At 34.7% G+C, this 17,679-nt stretch carries 25 protein-coding genes, 1 tRNA gene and 1 pseudogene; 3 read left to right on the top strand and 24 right to left on the bottom strand.

The annotated features are described in order from the left end of the window. Positions 1-234: 234 nt before the first annotated feature. The 22 genes and pseudogenes from AC27FM_RS08370 to AC27FM_RS08265 all read right to left on the bottom strand — a co-directional run bounded on the left by AC27FM_RS08370 (position 235) and on the right by AC27FM_RS08265 (position 13,054). Positions 235-305, bottom strand: a tRNA-OTHER gene (locus tag AC27FM_RS08370). A gap of 254 nt (positions 306-559) precedes the next feature. Next, positions 560-1,285 (bottom strand): endonuclease domain-containing protein, encoded by a 726-nt coding sequence (locus AC27FM_RS08365; RefSeq protein WP_487087294.1) that lies wholly within the window; start codon positions 1,283-1,285, stop codon positions 560-562. A gap of 88 nt (positions 1,286-1,373) precedes the next feature. After that, complete coding sequence (locus tag AC27FM_RS08360; protein ID WP_487087292.1) at positions 1,374-1,805, bottom strand: transcriptional regulator; 432 nt, start codon at positions 1,803-1,805, stop codon at positions 1,374-1,376. Positions 1,806-1,811: 6 nt separating this feature from the next. Further along, positions 1,812-2,081: a hypothetical protein gene (locus AC27FM_RS08355; RefSeq protein WP_487087290.1), complete on the bottom strand. Its 270-nt coding sequence runs from the start codon at positions 2,079-2,081 to the stop codon at positions 1,812-1,814. 141 nt (positions 2,082-2,222) lie between these two features. Further along, positions 2,223-2,522 carry a hypothetical protein gene (locus AC27FM_RS08350; RefSeq protein WP_487087288.1) on the bottom strand — a complete coding sequence of 100 codons (300 nt, stop codon included), beginning with the start codon at positions 2,520-2,522 and terminating at the stop codon, positions 2,223-2,225. Between the two features lie 202 nt (positions 2,523-2,724). Then, the gene (locus tag AC27FM_RS08345) at positions 2,725-3,093 is read right to left on the bottom strand and encodes a hypothetical protein (protein ID WP_487087286.1); all 369 of its coding nucleotides are present in this window, start codon (positions 3,091-3,093) and stop codon (positions 2,725-2,727) included. 22 nt (positions 3,094-3,115) lie between these two features. After that, on the bottom strand, positions 3,116-3,565 hold the full coding sequence (locus AC27FM_RS08340; RefSeq protein ID WP_487087284.1) for a hypothetical protein: 450 nt from the start codon (positions 3,563-3,565) through the stop codon (positions 3,116-3,118). A gap of 129 nt (positions 3,566-3,694) precedes the next feature. After that, a complete protein-coding gene (locus AC27FM_RS08335; protein WP_487087282.1) occupies positions 3,695-4,189 on the bottom strand; it encodes a helix-turn-helix transcriptional regulator in 495 nt (164 codons plus the stop codon). A gap of 4 nt (positions 4,190-4,193) precedes the next feature. After that, positions 4,194-4,493 (bottom strand): hypothetical protein, encoded by a 300-nt coding sequence (locus AC27FM_RS08330; protein WP_487087281.1) that lies wholly within the window; start codon positions 4,491-4,493, stop codon positions 4,194-4,196. A gap of 21 nt (positions 4,494-4,514) precedes the next feature. Further along, a complete protein-coding gene (locus tag AC27FM_RS08325; protein ID WP_487087611.1) occupies positions 4,515-4,853 on the bottom strand; it encodes a VRR-NUC domain-containing protein in 339 nt (112 codons plus the stop codon). Between the two features lie 251 nt (positions 4,854-5,104). Further along, positions 5,105-7,435, bottom strand: coding sequence for a phage/plasmid primase, P4 family (locus tag AC27FM_RS08320; RefSeq protein WP_487087280.1), 2,331 nt, complete (start codon positions 7,433-7,435; stop codon positions 5,105-5,107). After that, positions 7,435-7,509, bottom strand: a pseudogene (locus AC27FM_RS08315) (NUMOD4 domain-containing protein); the annotation flags it as partial. The pseudogene AC27FM_RS08315 and the gene AC27FM_RS08320, both read right to left, overlap by 1 nt. A 30-nt stretch (positions 7,510-7,539) precedes the next feature. Beyond that, the gene (locus AC27FM_RS08310) at positions 7,540-8,055 is read right to left on the bottom strand and encodes a DUF669 domain-containing protein (RefSeq protein WP_487087279.1); all 516 of its coding nucleotides are present in this window, start codon (positions 8,053-8,055) and stop codon (positions 7,540-7,542) included. Positions 8,056-8,064: 9 nt separating this feature from the next. Continuing rightward, positions 8,065-9,594, bottom strand: a complete 1,530-nt coding sequence (locus AC27FM_RS08305; protein ID WP_487087277.1) for a DEAD/DEAH box helicase — start codon at positions 9,592-9,594, stop codon at positions 8,065-8,067. After that, positions 9,591-10,268 (bottom strand): AAA family ATPase, encoded by a 678-nt coding sequence (locus tag AC27FM_RS08300; protein ID WP_487087609.1) that lies wholly within the window; start codon positions 10,266-10,268, stop codon positions 9,591-9,593. The genes AC27FM_RS08305 and AC27FM_RS08300 overlap by 4 nt, the downstream gene beginning before the upstream one ends. Positions 10,269-10,283: 15 nt before the next feature. Next, the gene (locus tag AC27FM_RS08295; RefSeq protein ID WP_487087275.1) at positions 10,284-10,763 is read right to left on the bottom strand and encodes a siphovirus Gp157 family protein; all 480 of its coding nucleotides are present in this window, start codon (positions 10,761-10,763) and stop codon (positions 10,284-10,286) included. 35 nt (positions 10,764-10,798) lie between these two features. Further along, positions 10,799-10,987, bottom strand: coding sequence for a hypothetical protein (locus AC27FM_RS08290; RefSeq protein WP_334333757.1), 189 nt, complete (start codon positions 10,985-10,987; stop codon positions 10,799-10,801). Between the two features lie 14 nt (positions 10,988-11,001). After that, positions 11,002-11,259, bottom strand: coding sequence for a hypothetical protein (locus tag AC27FM_RS08285; RefSeq protein ID WP_487087273.1), 258 nt, complete (start codon positions 11,257-11,259; stop codon positions 11,002-11,004). After that, a complete protein-coding gene (locus AC27FM_RS08280) occupies positions 11,246-11,497 on the bottom strand; it encodes a hypothetical protein (protein WP_487087271.1) in 252 nt (83 codons plus the stop codon). Before AC27FM_RS08280 ends, AC27FM_RS08285 begins: the two co-directional genes overlap by 14 nt. A gap of 266 nt (positions 11,498-11,763) precedes the next feature. Continuing rightward, complete coding sequence (locus tag AC27FM_RS08275; protein WP_471702745.1) at positions 11,764-11,997, bottom strand: hypothetical protein; 234 nt, start codon at positions 11,995-11,997, stop codon at positions 11,764-11,766. A 2-nt stretch (positions 11,998-11,999) separates the two neighbouring features. After that, a complete protein-coding gene (locus AC27FM_RS08270) occupies positions 12,000-12,767 on the bottom strand; it encodes a phage antirepressor KilAC domain-containing protein (protein WP_487087269.1) in 768 nt (255 codons plus the stop codon). A gap of 50 nt (positions 12,768-12,817) precedes the next feature. After that, complete coding sequence (locus AC27FM_RS08265) at positions 12,818-13,054, bottom strand: helix-turn-helix domain-containing protein (protein ID WP_125772373.1); 237 nt, start codon at positions 13,052-13,054, stop codon at positions 12,818-12,820. 190 nt (positions 13,055-13,244) lie between these two features. Here AC27FM_RS08265 and AC27FM_RS08260 point away from each other — a divergent pair, with 190 nt between their 5' ends. From AC27FM_RS08260 to AC27FM_RS08250, 3 genes are all read left to right on the top strand, one after another. After that, the gene (locus AC27FM_RS08260) at positions 13,245-13,859 is read left to right on the top strand and encodes a LexA family protein (protein ID WP_057892420.1); all 615 of its coding nucleotides are present in this window, start codon (positions 13,245-13,247) and stop codon (positions 13,857-13,859) included. Between the two features lie 44 nt (positions 13,860-13,903). Next, complete coding sequence (locus AC27FM_RS08255) at positions 13,904-14,692, top strand: hypothetical protein (protein WP_487087266.1); 789 nt, start codon at positions 13,904-13,906, stop codon at positions 14,690-14,692. 119 nt (positions 14,693-14,811) lie between these two features. After that, entirely contained in the window at positions 14,812-15,987 is a 1,176-nt protein-coding gene (locus AC27FM_RS08250; protein WP_487087264.1) for a tyrosine-type recombinase/integrase, read from the top strand. A gap of 478 nt (positions 15,988-16,465) precedes the next feature. On the opposite strand, the gene AC27FM_RS08245 is transcribed toward AC27FM_RS08250, so the two are convergent. Both AC27FM_RS08245 and AC27FM_RS08240 read right to left on the bottom strand, forming a co-directional pair. Further along, on the bottom strand, positions 16,466-17,185 hold the full coding sequence (locus AC27FM_RS08245) for a B3/B4 domain-containing protein (RefSeq protein ID WP_487087262.1): 720 nt from the start codon (positions 17,183-17,185) through the stop codon (positions 16,466-16,468). 18 nt (positions 17,186-17,203) lie between these two features. Continuing rightward, positions 17,204-17,656 (bottom strand): MarR family winged helix-turn-helix transcriptional regulator, encoded by a 453-nt coding sequence (locus tag AC27FM_RS08240; protein WP_487087260.1) that lies wholly within the window; start codon positions 17,654-17,656, stop codon positions 17,204-17,206. Positions 17,657-17,679: the final 23 nt, after the last annotated feature.

Here is a 17,679-nt window from a genome sequence, read left to right as displayed (position 1 = left end):
TCACGCTACCAGAGTGAGGGAGACAACCTCACTTCGATTAGTATTAAACTTTTATTTCATACACTGTGGAAATACTTCCACATATAGCTAGGCATGGAATCGAACCATGCACCATCATCTGTATTTAGTGTTACCCTTTGCACCACTAGCCACCGTTGTTGTATTGGCAAATTAAAAGAATTAAAAGCTCTTTCTTTTAAATTATTTATTTTTTGATTGCTTTCCAGCAATCAATGCTTCGAATAGGAGTTGAACCTATTACCTGCGGCCGAATACCACTGCTCTACCCGTTGAGCTATCGAAACGTAATGACTGACGTTATCATGATCAGTCATTAATTAAATCTTATGAGGATTTGTATGAAAAATCTATGTGTGGAGTGTTGTAACTCCACAATGCAAGAATCTGGAATCGAACCAGAAGTTAATCTAAGCGTTGTATCCATATAATTTTGGAAGGAATTATTTTGGTATTAATAATATTGTTTGGTCTTCATTAACTTGCTACCATAGCATTCTTACAAAATGCAGAGGGTTTCCACACCACTCTGTAATATTTTTTAATGTAGCTGTTGGTTCTTTTCGTCAGTTAATAAACCTTTATAGGAATCGGTGGTTTTATCAACTTCTTTTAGAATTTCTAATTGCATATCTCTATTGGTCCTACTCCAATTGGTTGGTAAGAACCCACCATTTTTTCTTCGGGTTTCTTGCCTTTTCTTATAAAGCATTTTTATTGCAGGAACCAACTTCTGTATGTCTTTTTCCATCATATTGGTAGGAATCCTAATAACCTCCCAGCCAGTATCTTCTTTGTTTAATTCATTCATAATCGCTATTTCTCTTGCTGAATCTTTAACAATCTGGAACTTATGCAGTCCACCGTCAATTTCCAATGCTACTTTTAATTCTGGCAATAAAAAATCAACTTTATAATTTAATATTGGATATTGAACCTTTGTGTGTATTCTTTTTCTTATAAGCTCCATTGCCGCCATCATTTCTTGCGATGATTGAAATTTTTTATAATCACTCATTGCCTTGTCGTAAACAATTTGTGCTTCTTCGAAATACATATTAATGTTATATTTCTTTTTAATGCTTCTGAGTGCCTTGTTCCAAAAAGTTTCCATCCGATTTCGATTGTATTCATCGTAAAGATCATTCTCATATTTCTTACATGGCTCTAAACATTTTCGATGCACCAAAAATCCGTGATAGTCAGTGCCTTCGGATAAAGCGTTTTTGACTTCTTTTTTACAATACCAACAATAATTCGTGCTCATGATTTATATCCACCTTTGGATTTCATAGCTTTGCTATAATACTATTCTATTTTTTTTTTGATGGTAAAAAGTGCCAATATCGTGCCAATTATGGTTCATAAATATCTAACTCACTAGCTAGTCTTCTTAAAAAAGCTCCTTTCATTCTTTTAATAGTGCGAATTGAACAATTTACCACATGATTTAATGATAATCCTTCAGTAGTATATTTTGGATATCTTCTAAAATATAGCTCTTTAATAATTATTTGTGTATCAGTATCAGATTCAAAGAAACACTTTTCAACGGCACTCTTCTCACGCTCAAGCATGTTCAAACGTCTATCAGCGTCAATGGTAACCATTAATGTTTCTTGTGGCCGTGATACAATACTTGACTTACCACCGCCCACATTCTCATCAACTTCACGGTGTGGAATCATTAATTCCTGTTTACGGTCTTTGATATATTTTTCGAGGTCTGGATAATCTTTTAGGATTGCCTCTATTCTAATGCGGATGTCTGATCTAATAGTGTTCACTCTCCCCTATCCATAGTAAATAACACATTTTTCTGGATCATACTTCATGAATAAAATATTGTTTAAACTAAAAATGAAATTTCTTTTATTTGCTTCAACCTCAATCATTCCAGCGCTTCTATAAAAAGTTATACGAGGATCATCAGGTTTGCGAAATACCAACGTTAAATCTTTAAATTCAACTTGAAATACTACTCTTTTTGCTTCATCATTAATGCTTGGCTTATCTTCAAATGATGATTTTGGAAAATCTTCTGTATGTTCGCTAAACTGCATTTTATATCCCCTCACTTAATAATGATTTAATTAGTCTTCTACCCTTTCTAGCATTGATTCATATGCTGGGTTAATTTCTAACCATTCATCTTTAGTCTTTATATCTGGTATCTCTTTTTCAAGTTGCCCCCAACCCAATCTCTACTCTGTCACATTGTAGTAAATATACTGGTCTGTTGCTTTATCATGGACAACATACTTTTCCTCCGGAAAAATAGCAGTTCCCATTACCACATTATTAATATCTGTCATAAAATCAAATTCGTCTGCTGGTCTCGTTGCAAAATATTTTTCCCGCAAGTTTCTGCATAGGTCGTCACCAATTGTTACTAGGACTATTTGACGTATTGCATCCATTGGACTATCGTAATGTCTTCTGAGTTCCTTAAGTTCCTTTAATTCGTCTGCTGTGTAATCTAGCTTTAATTTATATTTTTTCATTTCTCTACCTCATAAATAACCGTTGTAATAATTGATGGTTTAAATGTTTTGTAAATGTTAGTTACATAATTAGTTTCACTATTATACGTAAAGCCTTGCATGATTTGGTTTCTAACATTTAGGACTTTATGATTCTTCATGAATTCATTAATTTGTTTATCATTATTTTCTTCTACATAAGTAATAAACGTTTTGACCTGCTTCATTCTTCCACCTCATAACCGTACAAAATAGCTTCTAAACATTTTCTATATCTGTTCTCATCAACTAAATTCATGCCAAGAACTCTGTTGTATTTGCCACTATGCACCCAATCAAATAATGTTTTTTCTGGTCCAAAATTATTGTATTTTCCATCAATCGTCGAATTAAAAGAAGTAACAATTCCTTGAATGTCTGATGATTCCGCTGTTATGTCTTTGTACCAATCATCGAACACTTTTGGCATGGTTATTTTTTCGTTTAACTCATATTCAATTTCCTCTAATATGTAGTGTTTAGCATAGCCTGTATCAGTGTCTGGTACGCTTGCTAATTCTTGAGTTAGTTCAATAATTCTTGATTTATCCATGATTAGCCCTCCACATTAGTCATCAATTAAGCACCTCCGTCGGTGTGAAATTATCAGTCGTTAAATTAGTATCAAGCAAATAATCGTTTAACTCTGATTTAGTACATTTTTTAGCAGTTCCATGAGTTGCTACATCAATAAGCAGCAATTCGATATCGAGTGTAATTCCAAAATACAAATCACGTTTGTTAAATCCTTTTAATTCATTAAATTTCCAATAGTATTCAGGCTCTTCAATCTCATAGTTATCGTTATAGATGTCTACGATGATGGGAATTAAGTGGTTAGATGAGTTAAGTTTTAAATCTTCGTTTAAGTCTTTTAAAATATCACCAATAGAGCCCTCATATCTCAAATCATAAATGTCAAAAAGTATGAACGCTAATGAACGTGTAGCTTCGTCTTGACCTTTCATTTCTTTTACCCAATCTACTAAATCCTTATATCTACGGCTTAAGTGTCTTTTACTCATGTTAATTTTCTCCTCTATATGTCATGACGTATATTTGTGATGCGGTGTAGTTTTGTGTTGCTATTCAATTAATTTAAAAATTTTATTCGCCCGATTTTTGAATAAATCTCTTTACTTGTCATGATTATCTCATCTAACTTTCACTAATCTATAGGTATGCTTATGCTCATATTTCTTATAGCTGCTTAGCATACATCCGCGAATTGAACTGGGGCTTTTGCCTAGTTTCATAGCTATCTGGTTGATTGTTCCCTTGGCAATTAGCTTGTTATCGCAATAATATTCGTAATTGTGAAGATGTTTCCGGCTGATATACCACTTGCTATCATCTAAATATCCATCTGTACATAATGCACTAAAATAATCTTTGTTATAACCAACTTGATCCGCAATTTTGTATTTAGGTAAGTTGGTATTATCGAGTAGTTGTTGTGCTTTACGTAGCTTTTGCTCCCTGCGTGGTTGTTGTCCCCTATATAGATACTCCTTCTTGGGATGCCCAACTGGATCAGAGAAACGTTTTTGTAAGGCTTTCAAACGAGGATCATTAGCAGCTTCTTTACATGCAACAGTGCCGTAATCTCGTTCGATTGCTTGAACCATTTTAATCACTGAATTAGTCATTTTTTTACCTCCCTACCGATTTCCACTTTGTGTCATCTAAAATCCCCATCTTAATCTCGCGTATTAACTTTCCTGGGCTAATTTCAAACATCTCACAAATTTTTTTCTTCTGCATTTGTTTATCCAACAATTTTTGGATTCTTAGAATATCAGTTTCTGACAAATTTCTCTTTTGTTTATCGGGATGATTTATATACCATTCATGTATTTTTTTTAATCTAGTGTCATTTTCGGGCCAAAGTGTATAGTCTGTTCCATAATCATTTTCAATTGCTTGAACCATCTTCAATATTGAATCAGTCATTTTTTATTTCCTCCACAATCATTATGATTTGAAACCATATCCAACCAACTCCTCATCAATTATTTTTAATGCGTCTTCTGGACTTCGTGCTATGCCGTGGATGATATGATCAGTCATCAGTTGATTATGAAATTGTATTTGGTCTGGTCTAGGTCTTCCGGTTGGTGTCTTAACTTCGATATAAAACATTTTCCCGTTAGAGATTTTGTATCCATGTAGGTCTGGGTACCCTGGTGGTAATCCAGTATCAAACCATCTGCCATTAATTGTTTTAACCTTCCCAACATTTCCACGAAAGATTCTGCAGTGATCTTTAGAAACTGCAATTCTAATTAAACTTTGAATATCTTGTTCTCTGATAAAAATACCTTCTTTTTTTACGTCACTTACGTCACTATTGGCTTAACCGTTGGTATCATTGACTTACAGAGCTTTTAAATAATAAAAAGTGACGTAAGTGACCCATATACTAACTCTTATATATATATATATAAAATATATATTTTTTATATTTATAAACAATAAGAGTCTTATGTCACTACGTCACTTTTTAAGTTATAAACGCTGTTATATCAACGCTTATGACAGTAACTTAAAAGTGACGTAAGAAATTATTGCTCCATTACAGAAATCGAAAATGCTTTATTTTGAGATTTTATTGAAATCCCTTTATAAACGATCTCTCCGTTTGATTTCATTTTGTCAAAACGTTGTGATAATTCTCTGCTCAACTTTCTTTTTGACATGTTATAACCATAAATGTCTTCCCAAGCTATAAAAGCTGCTGAAATATCTTTGAATGTATCTTTTTGATTATCGCCAAGATCACAGCAATCTTCTAAGAAATTTCCGATAACATCCATTTCCTTTCGATAGCTCTTATTAGATGCTTTAACTATTTGTGGAATATCATTTTTTAATCCCTCCTGCTGCCACATTAATGCTCCGTCAACAGCCCAATTTAAGATTCCAGGAGCTTCACGAAGTAATTTATCCTTTAAATTCAAATCTTTCTTGCTGTCAGGGATTTGAACTAAGAATGGTATAAATACAAGTCTTCTCCAAATACCATCGTCAGTCCCCCTAACAATTGGCTTGTGGTTAGTAGACATCCAGATAACGCCGGTAGGCATAAATGTAAACGATTCGCCATACATCTCACGTGCAGTTATTTTCTCGTTACCTGTTAATCGCTTAACAATTCCTTCAGATAATCGTGTTCCTTCATCGGGCTCAGAAGTTATGATCATTCGTGCACCCTTCATTTTTGCAATTTCAGGAGTTGGTCCATTTGAGTTTCCGGAAAACTTACTTACCATTAAAACTTCAGGGGAAATTGTTTCTGAATATGTTCCTAAAACTTGTGATAATGTTTCTACAAATACCGATTTACCATTTGAACCATTTTTTAATTTGTCACCATGAAGAAAAAACATACATTGTTCATCGGTAGTCCCAGTTAATGTATAGCCAACACACTTTTGAATATATCTAATTAATTCTTTATTGCCGTCAAAAATTTGGTTTAAAAATTCATTCCACTTTGGTGCGTCGTGAGTATCTGAATATTCAGCATTAGTAATTCTTGTAAATTTGCAATCCGGTTTAGTTTCATTCAATTCTCCCGTGGACAGGTCAACGAAACCAGATGGAGTATTTAACACATTTGTTTTTGTGTCATACTTAGTTAAATCGTCTGAAATTAATGGCTTTATTTCTTTGATCATTCCATCTTTTCCAGCATGATTTCGGCTTCTTTTTATAAACTTCCCACGAGCCTTTTTTGCTTCCTCATCGTCTCCATCTTCAGGAACGAATACAGGCTCGTTCTTTAAATTATCTACAACACGATTTACAAGTTTACTGACCATCATTGTTTTGTCATATGTCCAAACATGACCGTCAAAATATAGAAACTTCTTTCTCTTATCATCATATTTGACTAGCTTTCCATAGCTATCCATGAAACGCTCTGAGTTTCCAGTATCATCATAAGAATAGAATTTCTTCTGTTTCTTATCGTCAGAATTATTATCTTCAACATATATTTGAAAATCATTATCATCTTTAGGTACGAATGTTTCTGAAACTTCCGCTATGGCCTTATTGAGGAGTCCGACACCATAATTTACTTTCCCATGTTTCTCGTCATATTTATCTCGCATGAGTCCAGATGAACGAAATATTTCATCCATCTTGTTAAAATCTTTGGCTGTCCAGAATGCTAGATCATTAGCAAAGGCCATATCTGCCTCTGATTGCGACGTATAGAGTCCTTCCCACTTGCCATTCAACAGTTTTTTAAAACGTTCTCCAGCTTTAGAATTAATAGCTTCACGGATAATTTCCTGCGTGGATAGATCATTGATACCGAAGCTTTTGTTTTCTTTTACAGGAATTTGAACAATTTTTTGATTATCAATGTAAGTTTTGTAAAGATGTGTTAAATCGGCATCTGCAACCTGCTTATTGTTTCCAAAGAAATTGCCTGTTAATGCAAAGAATCTACCAGATTCATACATTTCAACGTTGTCTTTACGCCTTCTGTCGCCAGGAATGCTACCCTTGACAATAATGTGTAGTCCTTCTCCAGATACCGATATTTCTGTATAGCTCTGTGTGTGTGAGATAAAGTCATAAACAATGTTATCTGTTACATCACCGTCTAAATATCTTTGTATGTCGCCTTTAACATGATCTACATCAACACCTACATATCCATTTGCAAAATAGAAAGCTAATCCGTCGAACCCAAGCCTTTCTTTTGCTTCAAGTGCATCTTCAAAATTTGACCAAGTATTTGGATCATTGCTACGTCCTGAAGTTCCATCAATAGAAAATGGAATCTTGGTATATTTATTTCTTTCTTCTTTCCAAACAAGTTTGAATAGTCCCCATTGTTTTAAGAGCCGAAGCTCTTTTGGAATATTTGCATAATTCATTATTTTTTCTCCTTATCCGTTCTTATAGTTCCTTTATTACTCACTTCATAAATTACTTCGTATTCTGGTATTGGCTTGAATACTTCCGTTAGTCTCCTCCTTAATTAGAAAGGCAAATCTGAATCACTAATATCCATTGGTTTACCGTTGTCAGCAAACGGGTCTTTGTCCTTATTTTCTGATTTAAATTTATGTTGAACATTAGGAAAATCAGTTGGCATCCATGCTTTTACATTTAAGTTTTCGTATGTTTTTCCTTGATATTCGGATTTCTCATTTTTAACAGTGATCTTTACTGGTCGCTTCCAAAAATCATCCATCAATTCCTTAAAACTTTGATATTTCTTACCGTTTTCCATATTTGAAGCTTTGGCGATTTGGTTGATCCATCTCATTGGATATGTGTCTGTTTTCTTACTCTTAAATACTCGTTGCCATACATGAAAATTTTGAAATTTCTGTTCAATATCATTGCGGATAACCATATTAAAGTTCATGAATTGTGCTCCACTATTAGTGGCATCTTCTCCCACGCTTGAAATTAATGCTTCGTACGTACCATCCTCAATTTTTCGGTTTCCTTCGCTTACATCTGAAAAATCTAGTTTAATTTCTGCCATTACTTTTACCTAAAAACGGATTGTTATTCCGTCCCCTTCGTTTTTAAAATTATGTTTTCTAAATGCTGTTCTGTACGATATTTGAATGCTATTCATAGGTACTTTTGAAACATCAGATAATTTTTCTAATTCCTTCATTGGTATCTTTCCATGCAACTGGTCCATACGAATATGGAGTGTTCTTTGCAATGGATATTTAATTTTTCTAGTTCCTAAATCTTTTTGTGATTTAAGTATTTTATAAATATTAGATATGGATTTCGATTTGTACGGATTCCGACTAGCAAATTTCATTTGCTCGACCTGTTTCTTATTAATATCTACAAGTTCTGCTGAAGTATCAATTTCCTTTTCTTTAGGGGCACCTCTTACATTTAGCAATGCTAATTTTCCACAGAATGGACACTTTCTTCTAGCTGAGCCATTTTCATCTACTACTTTTATCCATTCCTTTGTTTCAAACGTTGCAAAACAAAACTCGCAAACACTTATTTTTACTTCACTCTGATTTTTCCAATCATCAAGTGACCATTCTCTAGGCTGGTCTGGCAATCCAAATCTTGTATAATTAGCAACGTGATCAATAATCGTAGCTTTCTTATTTGACTTGTATCTCATGCAACGCATTGATTGTTGGATGAATAGTGATAGCGATTCGGTGGGACGTAGCATTATTACTGTTTGACAATCTGGAACGTCCACACCTTCACCGTACAGCTCAGCATTGACTAGTATTTTTACCTTACCCGTCTTGAAGTCATTCATAGCCTGTTCTCGAAGTTTCTTAGGAGTTTTTCCGTCAACTTGTAAGGAACTATACCCAGCTTTATTGAACTCATCAGAAACCTTTTTACTTGATTCAACGTTGTGTGTATAGATGATAGTTTTAGTATTGCTAGCGACTCGTTTGTACGTTTTAATAACATCCCCATAGATAATATTTTTAGATGCACTATCCATAGATTTAGAACTAAAATCTCCAGTTGAATTTTTCTTCAATTTCTTATCATCAATTAGCTTGACTGAATAGTATTCATAAGGCGCCAAGAAATTATTATCAATTAACCAGTCAATCTGTGGACCTAGTATTAGATCATCAAATACTTTTGATAGTCCTTGTCCGGATAATCTAATAGGTGTAGCTGTGAATCCCACAACGTTAGCTTGCTTAAAATAATCAAATATTCGAGTATATGATTTAGCTAGTGCATGGTGGCATTCGTCAACAAGAATCAACTGCGGTTTGTCTAATTTTTCCAGTCTTCTCGTTACCGTTTGGACCATACCCACATAGCAGAGTTTCATATTCACTCCATACGCTTTGAACGTACTTTTAACTTGTTCAACAATTTCACGCCTGTGAACGATGAATAGAACGTTGTTTTGCTTGTCAGTTGCACCTTTGGCAATAGCCGCCATTGTTACCGTCTTACCTGAACCAGCTGGGGATTGAACTACTACATTGTGATTGCCTTGAACTAAGGAATTCTTTAAATCGTTGATCAGCTTGTTTTGATAGTTTCTAAGAATGAATGTCATTCGGCATCTGTGGGCTTAGTTCCCCACTTAAACAAGTCTTCAATAGCACAAGCTTTTCTATCATCTAATCGATTTTTGGCATAAATCCCATCGTTACCTTCTAGGATTACTCCACGCTTGCCAGTATCAGGATTGACCATCACACGACCAACTACATCGGTTAATCCCATGAATGTATCTCTAACTGAATCTCTCAGCTGTGGACTATATTGGTCGAATGTTTGCCCAGTCATGGAAGTGAAATCATTTTGAGTTTCCCAAGCGGTAACCAGAATATTAATAGGTAACTTGTAAAATGAATCGATTACACGAATGAAGAAATTTGTCCATCCTGAGTAATCTTGTAATTCGTTTCTAATGCCGCTTTTTGAGTTTCGACCTTGTTCGATGAACCAAGCTTTTTCCAAAGATGATACGTTATCCAAAATCAAGTTGTTGAATCCCGTTAATTCCTTAGGTAGTTCTGTTACTAATCTTGCTAGTTCTTTAGTTGGAATCGATTTATCAAATGTTTCTGCTTCGATATTATCTAAACCACCCAGGACTTTTTCAGAATTATCAAACGGGACAATGATTGATTTGCCTGTTAAATATTTAGCTGCTGATGTCTTACCTGTTCCGGGTTTTCCATAAATTGCGACTCGAAATTTATCCGTTTTAGAAACATCTTTCATTGAATGTAATGTCACTTATCTAAACCTTACCGATGACCCAGTTACTAGCTCAGCTCCCGGGACTTCGGTTCCTTTCTTCAATAATTCTTTGATTCTAGCCGTATCTGGAACGACATTAGTTTTAGTTAGATATGCTGGAATCTGACTCTCATCAGGAATCTTAAGAGCTGGCGGATTATTTTGAATATAAATAGTAAATTCAGGAGTTTTAATCTTTTCTGTTCCAGTCAATTCCATTGTGTTTTGCAAGCTTTGCTTTAAGTTCTTACGATTGTTAGCGATAGTCTTAGCACGTGCCGAAAATCGTTTAGCCTCTTCTTTAAGAGCTTTCTCGTCCTTCGCTAACTCTTTATCGACTTTTGCATATCCAACCGCCTTGTCTTTGATTGCATCTGTAATACTGTCCATCGTGTCGCTAAATAGTTGTGGGTCTGTTTCTTCTGCAAGCTCAGCTAACTGTAGATACTTGCCTGTTAGATCATATAAAGTTGCCATTAAACTCATTCCCCTCTCGTGGTATAATTACCTTATTAATTAATATAGTTATTAGCTAGTTTGTCGTTTGCCATAGCTGTGGTGAGCGACTTTTTTTGTTCGTTCATTTCGCCAGCTAATCTAAGAAATTCATGTACGTGCCAGTGAGTCGGTTCACGATTAACTAGAACCCTCATCTGTCCGAATTGAACAGCTATATCTACAAGTTTCTCTATTTCAGTCACTCTTTCACCTTCTCTCAAGCGTAGTAGTGTTCAAAAGCTTCTCTAACTACTGTTTCAGCTCTAGCCTTATCAATCATCAAGTCATCCCTATGATGTTTTAAACGCTCGATATGGTAGTGAAGCGACTCGTTATTAATTCCTTGTACACTTTCCACGTAGTGATCAGCTTCATATGATTCAATTTGTTCAGCTGTTCGTCCAATCTCTTCGCCAATTCGAACGAACTCATCTAAGGCATTCTCAATCGCTGTCACGTCTTTATTTATTGCCATTAGCTGCCTCCTGGAATGCTTTAATTAACTTGCTTTCAATATCATCATTCTCAGATTTATAACGGCTGTTCGTGACTTGCAGTCTTAAAATACAATTGCTGTATGCCTCCTCATCGTCTCGACTCTCAGCATTTGCCTGGAGTTGTCTTTGTTCATCGATTAAGGTTTCAGTGTATTCAATAGTTCTATTTATCTTTTTGTGTTCGGATAGTAATTCACTAAACTCTTTAGAATTCACGTGGTTCATCTCCCGTCAATTTGTCATCAATCATGACATCGTAAGGTTCACAATCGCCATTTGGATCATAATCGGCATCCGTTTTAATTTCTAAATTGTCCATTTAAATTTCTCCTACAAGTCGAAGTCAAAGCACTCTTTTATGAAATTTCTGACTCCGTGATATTTAGTTAGTAAGTATGTAATTGCCCACACTAATGCTGGCACCCATATAATTGCTGGTATTGATATGCTTCTCATAAAACTTTGCTCCCACGCTTGTTTTTTTATAAATCTTTAATGTAATCGTCTATTTCATTCGGATCATAAAGCTTGGTGCCACCTACTATGTGGAATGGAAGACCTGGTAAATTCTCACGAATCGTACTGTCAGCCATGCTTAAATAGTTCGGTAAGTCTTTAGTTCGTAGCCATTTACGCGTTACGGCTTGAGTTACCGATGTTTGCAGAATTTGAAACTGTCGGTCGCTTAGAACCATTTCAATTGGTTTTGTTTGCATGGCTAGACCTCCATAAGTTGTTCAATCATAGGATAAATATTGTGCTGCTTAAGAACTTCATATAGTCCTAAACGACCTTTTTGAGTCCACTTAGTGTTTAAAACAGCCTTTTCAGTTCCATCTTTTCGTTTAACCATCGTTGTATCTGAATGAGTCCAACCATTATGTTGATATTTAGAATAAAGCAACCATGTTTTACCTTGTTTATATTGAATTCCAAGTTCATGAAGTTTCTTGTTTAACGTTTGTCCACTCATTCCGTAATCTTTAGCAATGATAGTTATAGTTACTAATGATGGATTAGCGAGAACTTTGTCATAATAAGTAACTTTTGGTCTGTCCTCTGCTACTTGTTGTTCAGCAATCAATCTACCTTCACGCTCTGTCTTGAGCTGTGTGGCTAATTTGATTAAGTAATCAGGATCAGTTAACGTTTGCTCAATTGCGGAATCAGTTAAGTAAGCACCATGTTTTCTAATTGTTGGTAGAACTTCTGATGTTACCCAATCTTGAAACTTCTCAGCTGTTGGGTTGTTGGCTTTAATTGCCAACTTATAAAATTGGGGTTCAGTGATAAAATCTCCCTTCGACACTTGTGTCGAAAGATATTTACTGATACGCTTCCAAATTACATATTTTTTATTATTTTTATTTTCAAAGATTCCTAATCCAATGGCTGCTTTTTCAGCATCAAATTTAATGTCACCATTTTGATTAGTACGAACTGGCAATTTGATATCACCATTTGTAAATTCTTGTAAGTTGTTCATTTTTTATTTTTCCCTTCCTAAAACTTTTGATTCGCAATTATATTTTTCAATCAATGAATCCGTTCTTTATTGGGAACGTCCTTTGTAAAAAAAATCCCGAGCTCATCCCTTGAGAATCCAAGGATAGTGGCCATTTTAGCTAATTCATCAGCACCAATCGATACGAAACCATTTTCACGTTTTGCATAGGGTGTTCTTGTGCTCCAGCCCATGCGACTCGCCATTTGATCTTGTGTGATTCCTTTTGCAATTCGTTCTGCTTTTAATCTTCTCAAATTGATTGTCATTGTCAATCACCTCCGTTCTCTTTCGAGTACGATACTTACTATAAAGGGTATGTTCTCATTTGTCAACTTTTTTTACTAAATTAAATACATAAAGATGTTTTATTCCTATATATTGTATTCTTTTGGGAACGATGATATAATAGAAACCTGTTAAGGAAACATAGTATTTAAATAGTTTTAGGAGAAAATTATGAGAACTAACGATGAAATTATGAATATATTAGATGATTTAAAATCAAAACAAAATTTATCTATAAGTGAAATAGCACGCAGAACCGGTATGGCTAAATCAGCTGTTTCCAGATATTTTAATAGAACAAGAGAATTCCCTTTAAATCGCGTAAATGATTTTGCCAAAGCATTTCATATAGAACCTGATTATTTATTGAATATCGATAACTCTCAATCTCCTAAGCATAAAACTGTAATGATTCCTATACTAGGCGAAATTGCATGTGGAGATCCAATAACTGCAGAAGAAAATATAGAAGGATATTTGGAGGAGCCTGAGGACTCACTCCCAAGTGGTACCGTATTCTATCTAGTTGCTAAAGGTCATTCAATGGAACCTACCATCCCTAATGGCTCCAATGTCTTAATTAGAGAGCAACCAGAAGTTGAGGACGATGAAATAGCTGCAGTCCTAGTTAATAGTGACACTGAGGCAACTTTGAAAAGAGTAAAACACCAAGGCAATATGATTATGCTAATGCCTGATAATAAAGATTACAGTCCAATTATTATCACTTCAGATAATCCCGTAAGAATTTTAGGTAAGGCCATTCGCTATACTACTAACCTCTGATATACTGAACTCATTAAATATATATTTATGGAGGAAATTATATTATGGATAAAGAAAAGGTAAAAAAGCCACTATATAAAAAATGGTGGTTCTGGGTTGTACTTGGCGTGTTTATTATTGCAATTGCCTACCTAATGATACCTAAGGAACAGGCGACTTTAAGTATTGATACTAAAAATATCACCCAACAAGCCGACGGAAAGGCAAAGTTTAAATTTAGTACCAATGAGGGTAATAAATATAAAATCATTAGAATTTCTGATGGTGCCGTTTATGGACCTAAAGTAGCTGAAACTGGTTCCGTAGATATGACTCTTTATAATTCAGGTAAATTTAAAATAATCTCATATTTTAATAATCAGAAGATTTCTAAAAAGTTTACTATTCATCCTTATGCGGATAAAAAAGTATCTACTAAATCTGAATCCTCAAGCTCTAAACCAATGGATTTTGGTAAAGGCGATATGGTTGGAAATGGTGATATGGTCGCTGATGTGACTGTTAATTCTGTTCAAAAGGTTGATCCAAGCGATAGTATGGTCGTTGACGTTTCAAGTAATTACGAAGGTATGCAACAATATGTAATTGTTAATTATACTGTTAGTTCTGTTAAGGGAGACATTCCACTGGATGATTTTGATGGATCAGAATTATCTGTTGCAGATTCCAACGGAACAATTGGCACTCAATCATCTAACAGAGATAATGGTGTACCTGATACCCTTTCAGAGGGACAAAACGCTGATTTAAGAATTGGTGTTGGACTAAAACATTCAGGCAATGAAGTAACAGTTAAATTTAATGACTTGACTTGGAAGGGTCAAATTCAGTAATTAACACAAAAATAAATTAAGTCTCAAGTAGGCTTATTTATTTTTACCAAAATTAAGGAGGTGATGCCTGATTTACTCTCATAATTTGCACTCCCACGCTTGTAATGAGGAGTAATAATATGGCAACAATAACAAAATATACATTAAAAAATGGCAAGTCAATGTGGAGATGTATTTATCCTAGCAGCATTGATCCACTAACTAAAAGGGTTAAGAGAACAACTAAACGTGGCTTTAAAACTAAAGCCGAATGTCAAAAATTTCTTAACGCCAAATTATCAGAAATTGATAATCACGGATATTCTAGTAATGAAAATCTAAGGTATAAAGATGTTTATCAGTATTTTCTTGAGTCCTATAAGAATACTGTCAAGGAAAGTACGTTAAACCGTGTTGAGGGGCTTTTTAAGCACCACATCTTGCCTTCACTAGGAAGTTTCAAGATAAAAAAAATAACCACTCCCATGTGTCAGGAAGCGGTTAATAAGTGGTCTAATGAACTATCATCATTCAAAATGGTTAAATACTATGCGAATCTTGTATTTAAAGAAGCCATTAGATTAAAGATTATCTATGATAACCCTATGAGCTTAATTGTAATGCCAAAGAAAAAACAACAAGTGGTTAATAAACCAGCTAATTTTTGGACTAAGGAAGAAACAGCTATGTTCTTTGACCAACTATATAAAACTTATTCCGACCATAATCAAAAAGCCATAGCAATGTTCAGACTTTTATTTTTTTCCGGAATGAGAAAAGGTGAACTCTTAGCATTGCAGATCAACGATATTGATTTTGATAATAAAACTTTAACCATCAATAAAACTGTAAGTCGTGGAATAGATAATAAACCTATTATTTCTACACCTAAAACTAAAACGTCTGTTAGAACTATCGGTCTTGATAGTCAAACTTGTTCAGTTTTAAAAAAGTGGCTTAAAGAATTGAGAAAAGAAATGTTTGTCCTTGGTTATAATATTGATAGCTCAAACGATCAATTATTGTTCCCTAACACACACAACGAACTATTGAGCTTAACTAAAATCAATAAATGGTTACAGGTCATAATAAATACATACAATAAAAATCATGACGAAAAGTTAAAACGTATTAACATTCACGGAATCAGACATACAGCATGTTCCCTCATGCTTGAATCTGGTTCAAGTATCAAAGCTGTTCAACTTCAACTTGGACACTCCGATACATCCCAAATCATGAAAGTTTATTGGCACATATCTAATAAAACACAAATGAATACTGTTAACAACCTCGCAAAGTTTGTGAATTTTTAAAGTGTGTCACGGGTGTGTCACGGATATATTTTAACAGGCTGTAGCCCTTGTACCTATTGCTATTAAGGCATTTTGACCATTGAGGGTATCTTCCTCGTAGTTCGCTTTTTAGAGTTTCACTAGGTATCACGAGGCGCCAAAATCGTTGATAAATCAGTATTATTGATTTTAGTTTTATCATTGATTATCACGAATTTACAAAAAAGTTGAGCCAACGTGAGCCACGAAAAAAATACATTTAAGATTGCATGGCATTCGAACATCGATTGGATCGATGTTCTTTTTTTATCCAGTAATTCACCTCAATACAAAAAAACACCCCTAGAATCGTCTGAAAACAAACGATCCTAGGGGTATTTATATAATCAAGAATTCCTTACAAGCAATAACTATACGGGAAAGTTGAAACCGTAACCACTAGCAATTTGACATAAACGGATATTTAACTATTTATAGTTTTTATAATGCCATCATCAGCTTAGTATTCTACGGTTGCATTAGGGTTATCTGCTGTTAATTTTTGAATCTTACCATCAATCTTAAAATAATTATCAGCCAATTCCTTGAGCTTCTCAATGCCCTCATCAGCACGCTTAGCTTGAACAGCATTGATAGACTCGATAACCATGACGGCGTTCTTAGTATCTTCTGTCAACATTGTTCTTTGAGCTTCACGCCAATTTAAGCAACGACAAATTGCACCGGTGTTATCGTAATAAATAATTTCGCCTTCAAGAGCAGGTGAATCTTCTTCCGCTCCCAACGGCTTAAATGACTCTCCACCTTTAGCCATTCCTAAATGCAAGTCGCCATCCATCTTCTCTAAATCTTCACCACCACAAGGTGAAGCAAATTCCAAAGAAACACTATTATAGATGTCAACTAACGGATTGATAGGTGAAAATTCATTCCCCTTATCAACACGTTTCAACAAAGCCTCAATTGACGAACGAGCACCTTTTTTAGTCTTGAACTTACGCAATGCTTCACGCCATTCATCAATGACTGGGTTCAATCTAAAGGTCTCTTCCTGCAAAAACTTGCGTGATTCTTTTGAAGCTTCTTTCAATAATCCAGCAAAATATGGATCATCACTCTCGTCAACCGTATTATCGATCTGATTCAATGTTAAAATACTAATCTGTCCTTCAGGAAATAAATCCCAAAATTCTTTATCTACAATTACTTGTTTCTCCAAAACAAACCCTCCAATTATTTAATAATTCCTTTTATGACCAGTCTTCACATAATTCCAGTCTGATGCGACATTCGATTCAACCTTTAATAGTAATTTTCTCAATTGATCCTGTTCATCGAGAGTCAATCCTTCAAGGGCAACTGAATTAGAGTAATCATTCTCCCTAATAATAAATGGATAAATTTTCTTACCTCTTTCAGTTGGAAAGATCAACCTTATTTTTTTGTTGGTCTCATCACTTCGTCGCTCGATCATACCATTCTTTTCCAATTTTTGTACTGCCCGAGCAGCTGTTGTTTTATCCACTTTGATTAGATTTGCCAACCGCTCCAAGATTATTCCAGGATTTTCATATATTCTGACTAAGTATAAATACTGACCTCGAGTCAGATCAATCTCTTTGAATTCAATATTACTTATTGAATCTAACGCTCTCGCAATTACTCCGATCGGTCTCAAGATATCACTCAACAATCCACCTTCTATCTACCTTT

Source organism: Companilactobacillus sp. y65-5 (assembly GCF_057541095.1).
The sequence above is the reverse complement of the archived record's forward strand: the minus strand, read 5'-3'. Positions and strand labels throughout refer to the sequence as shown.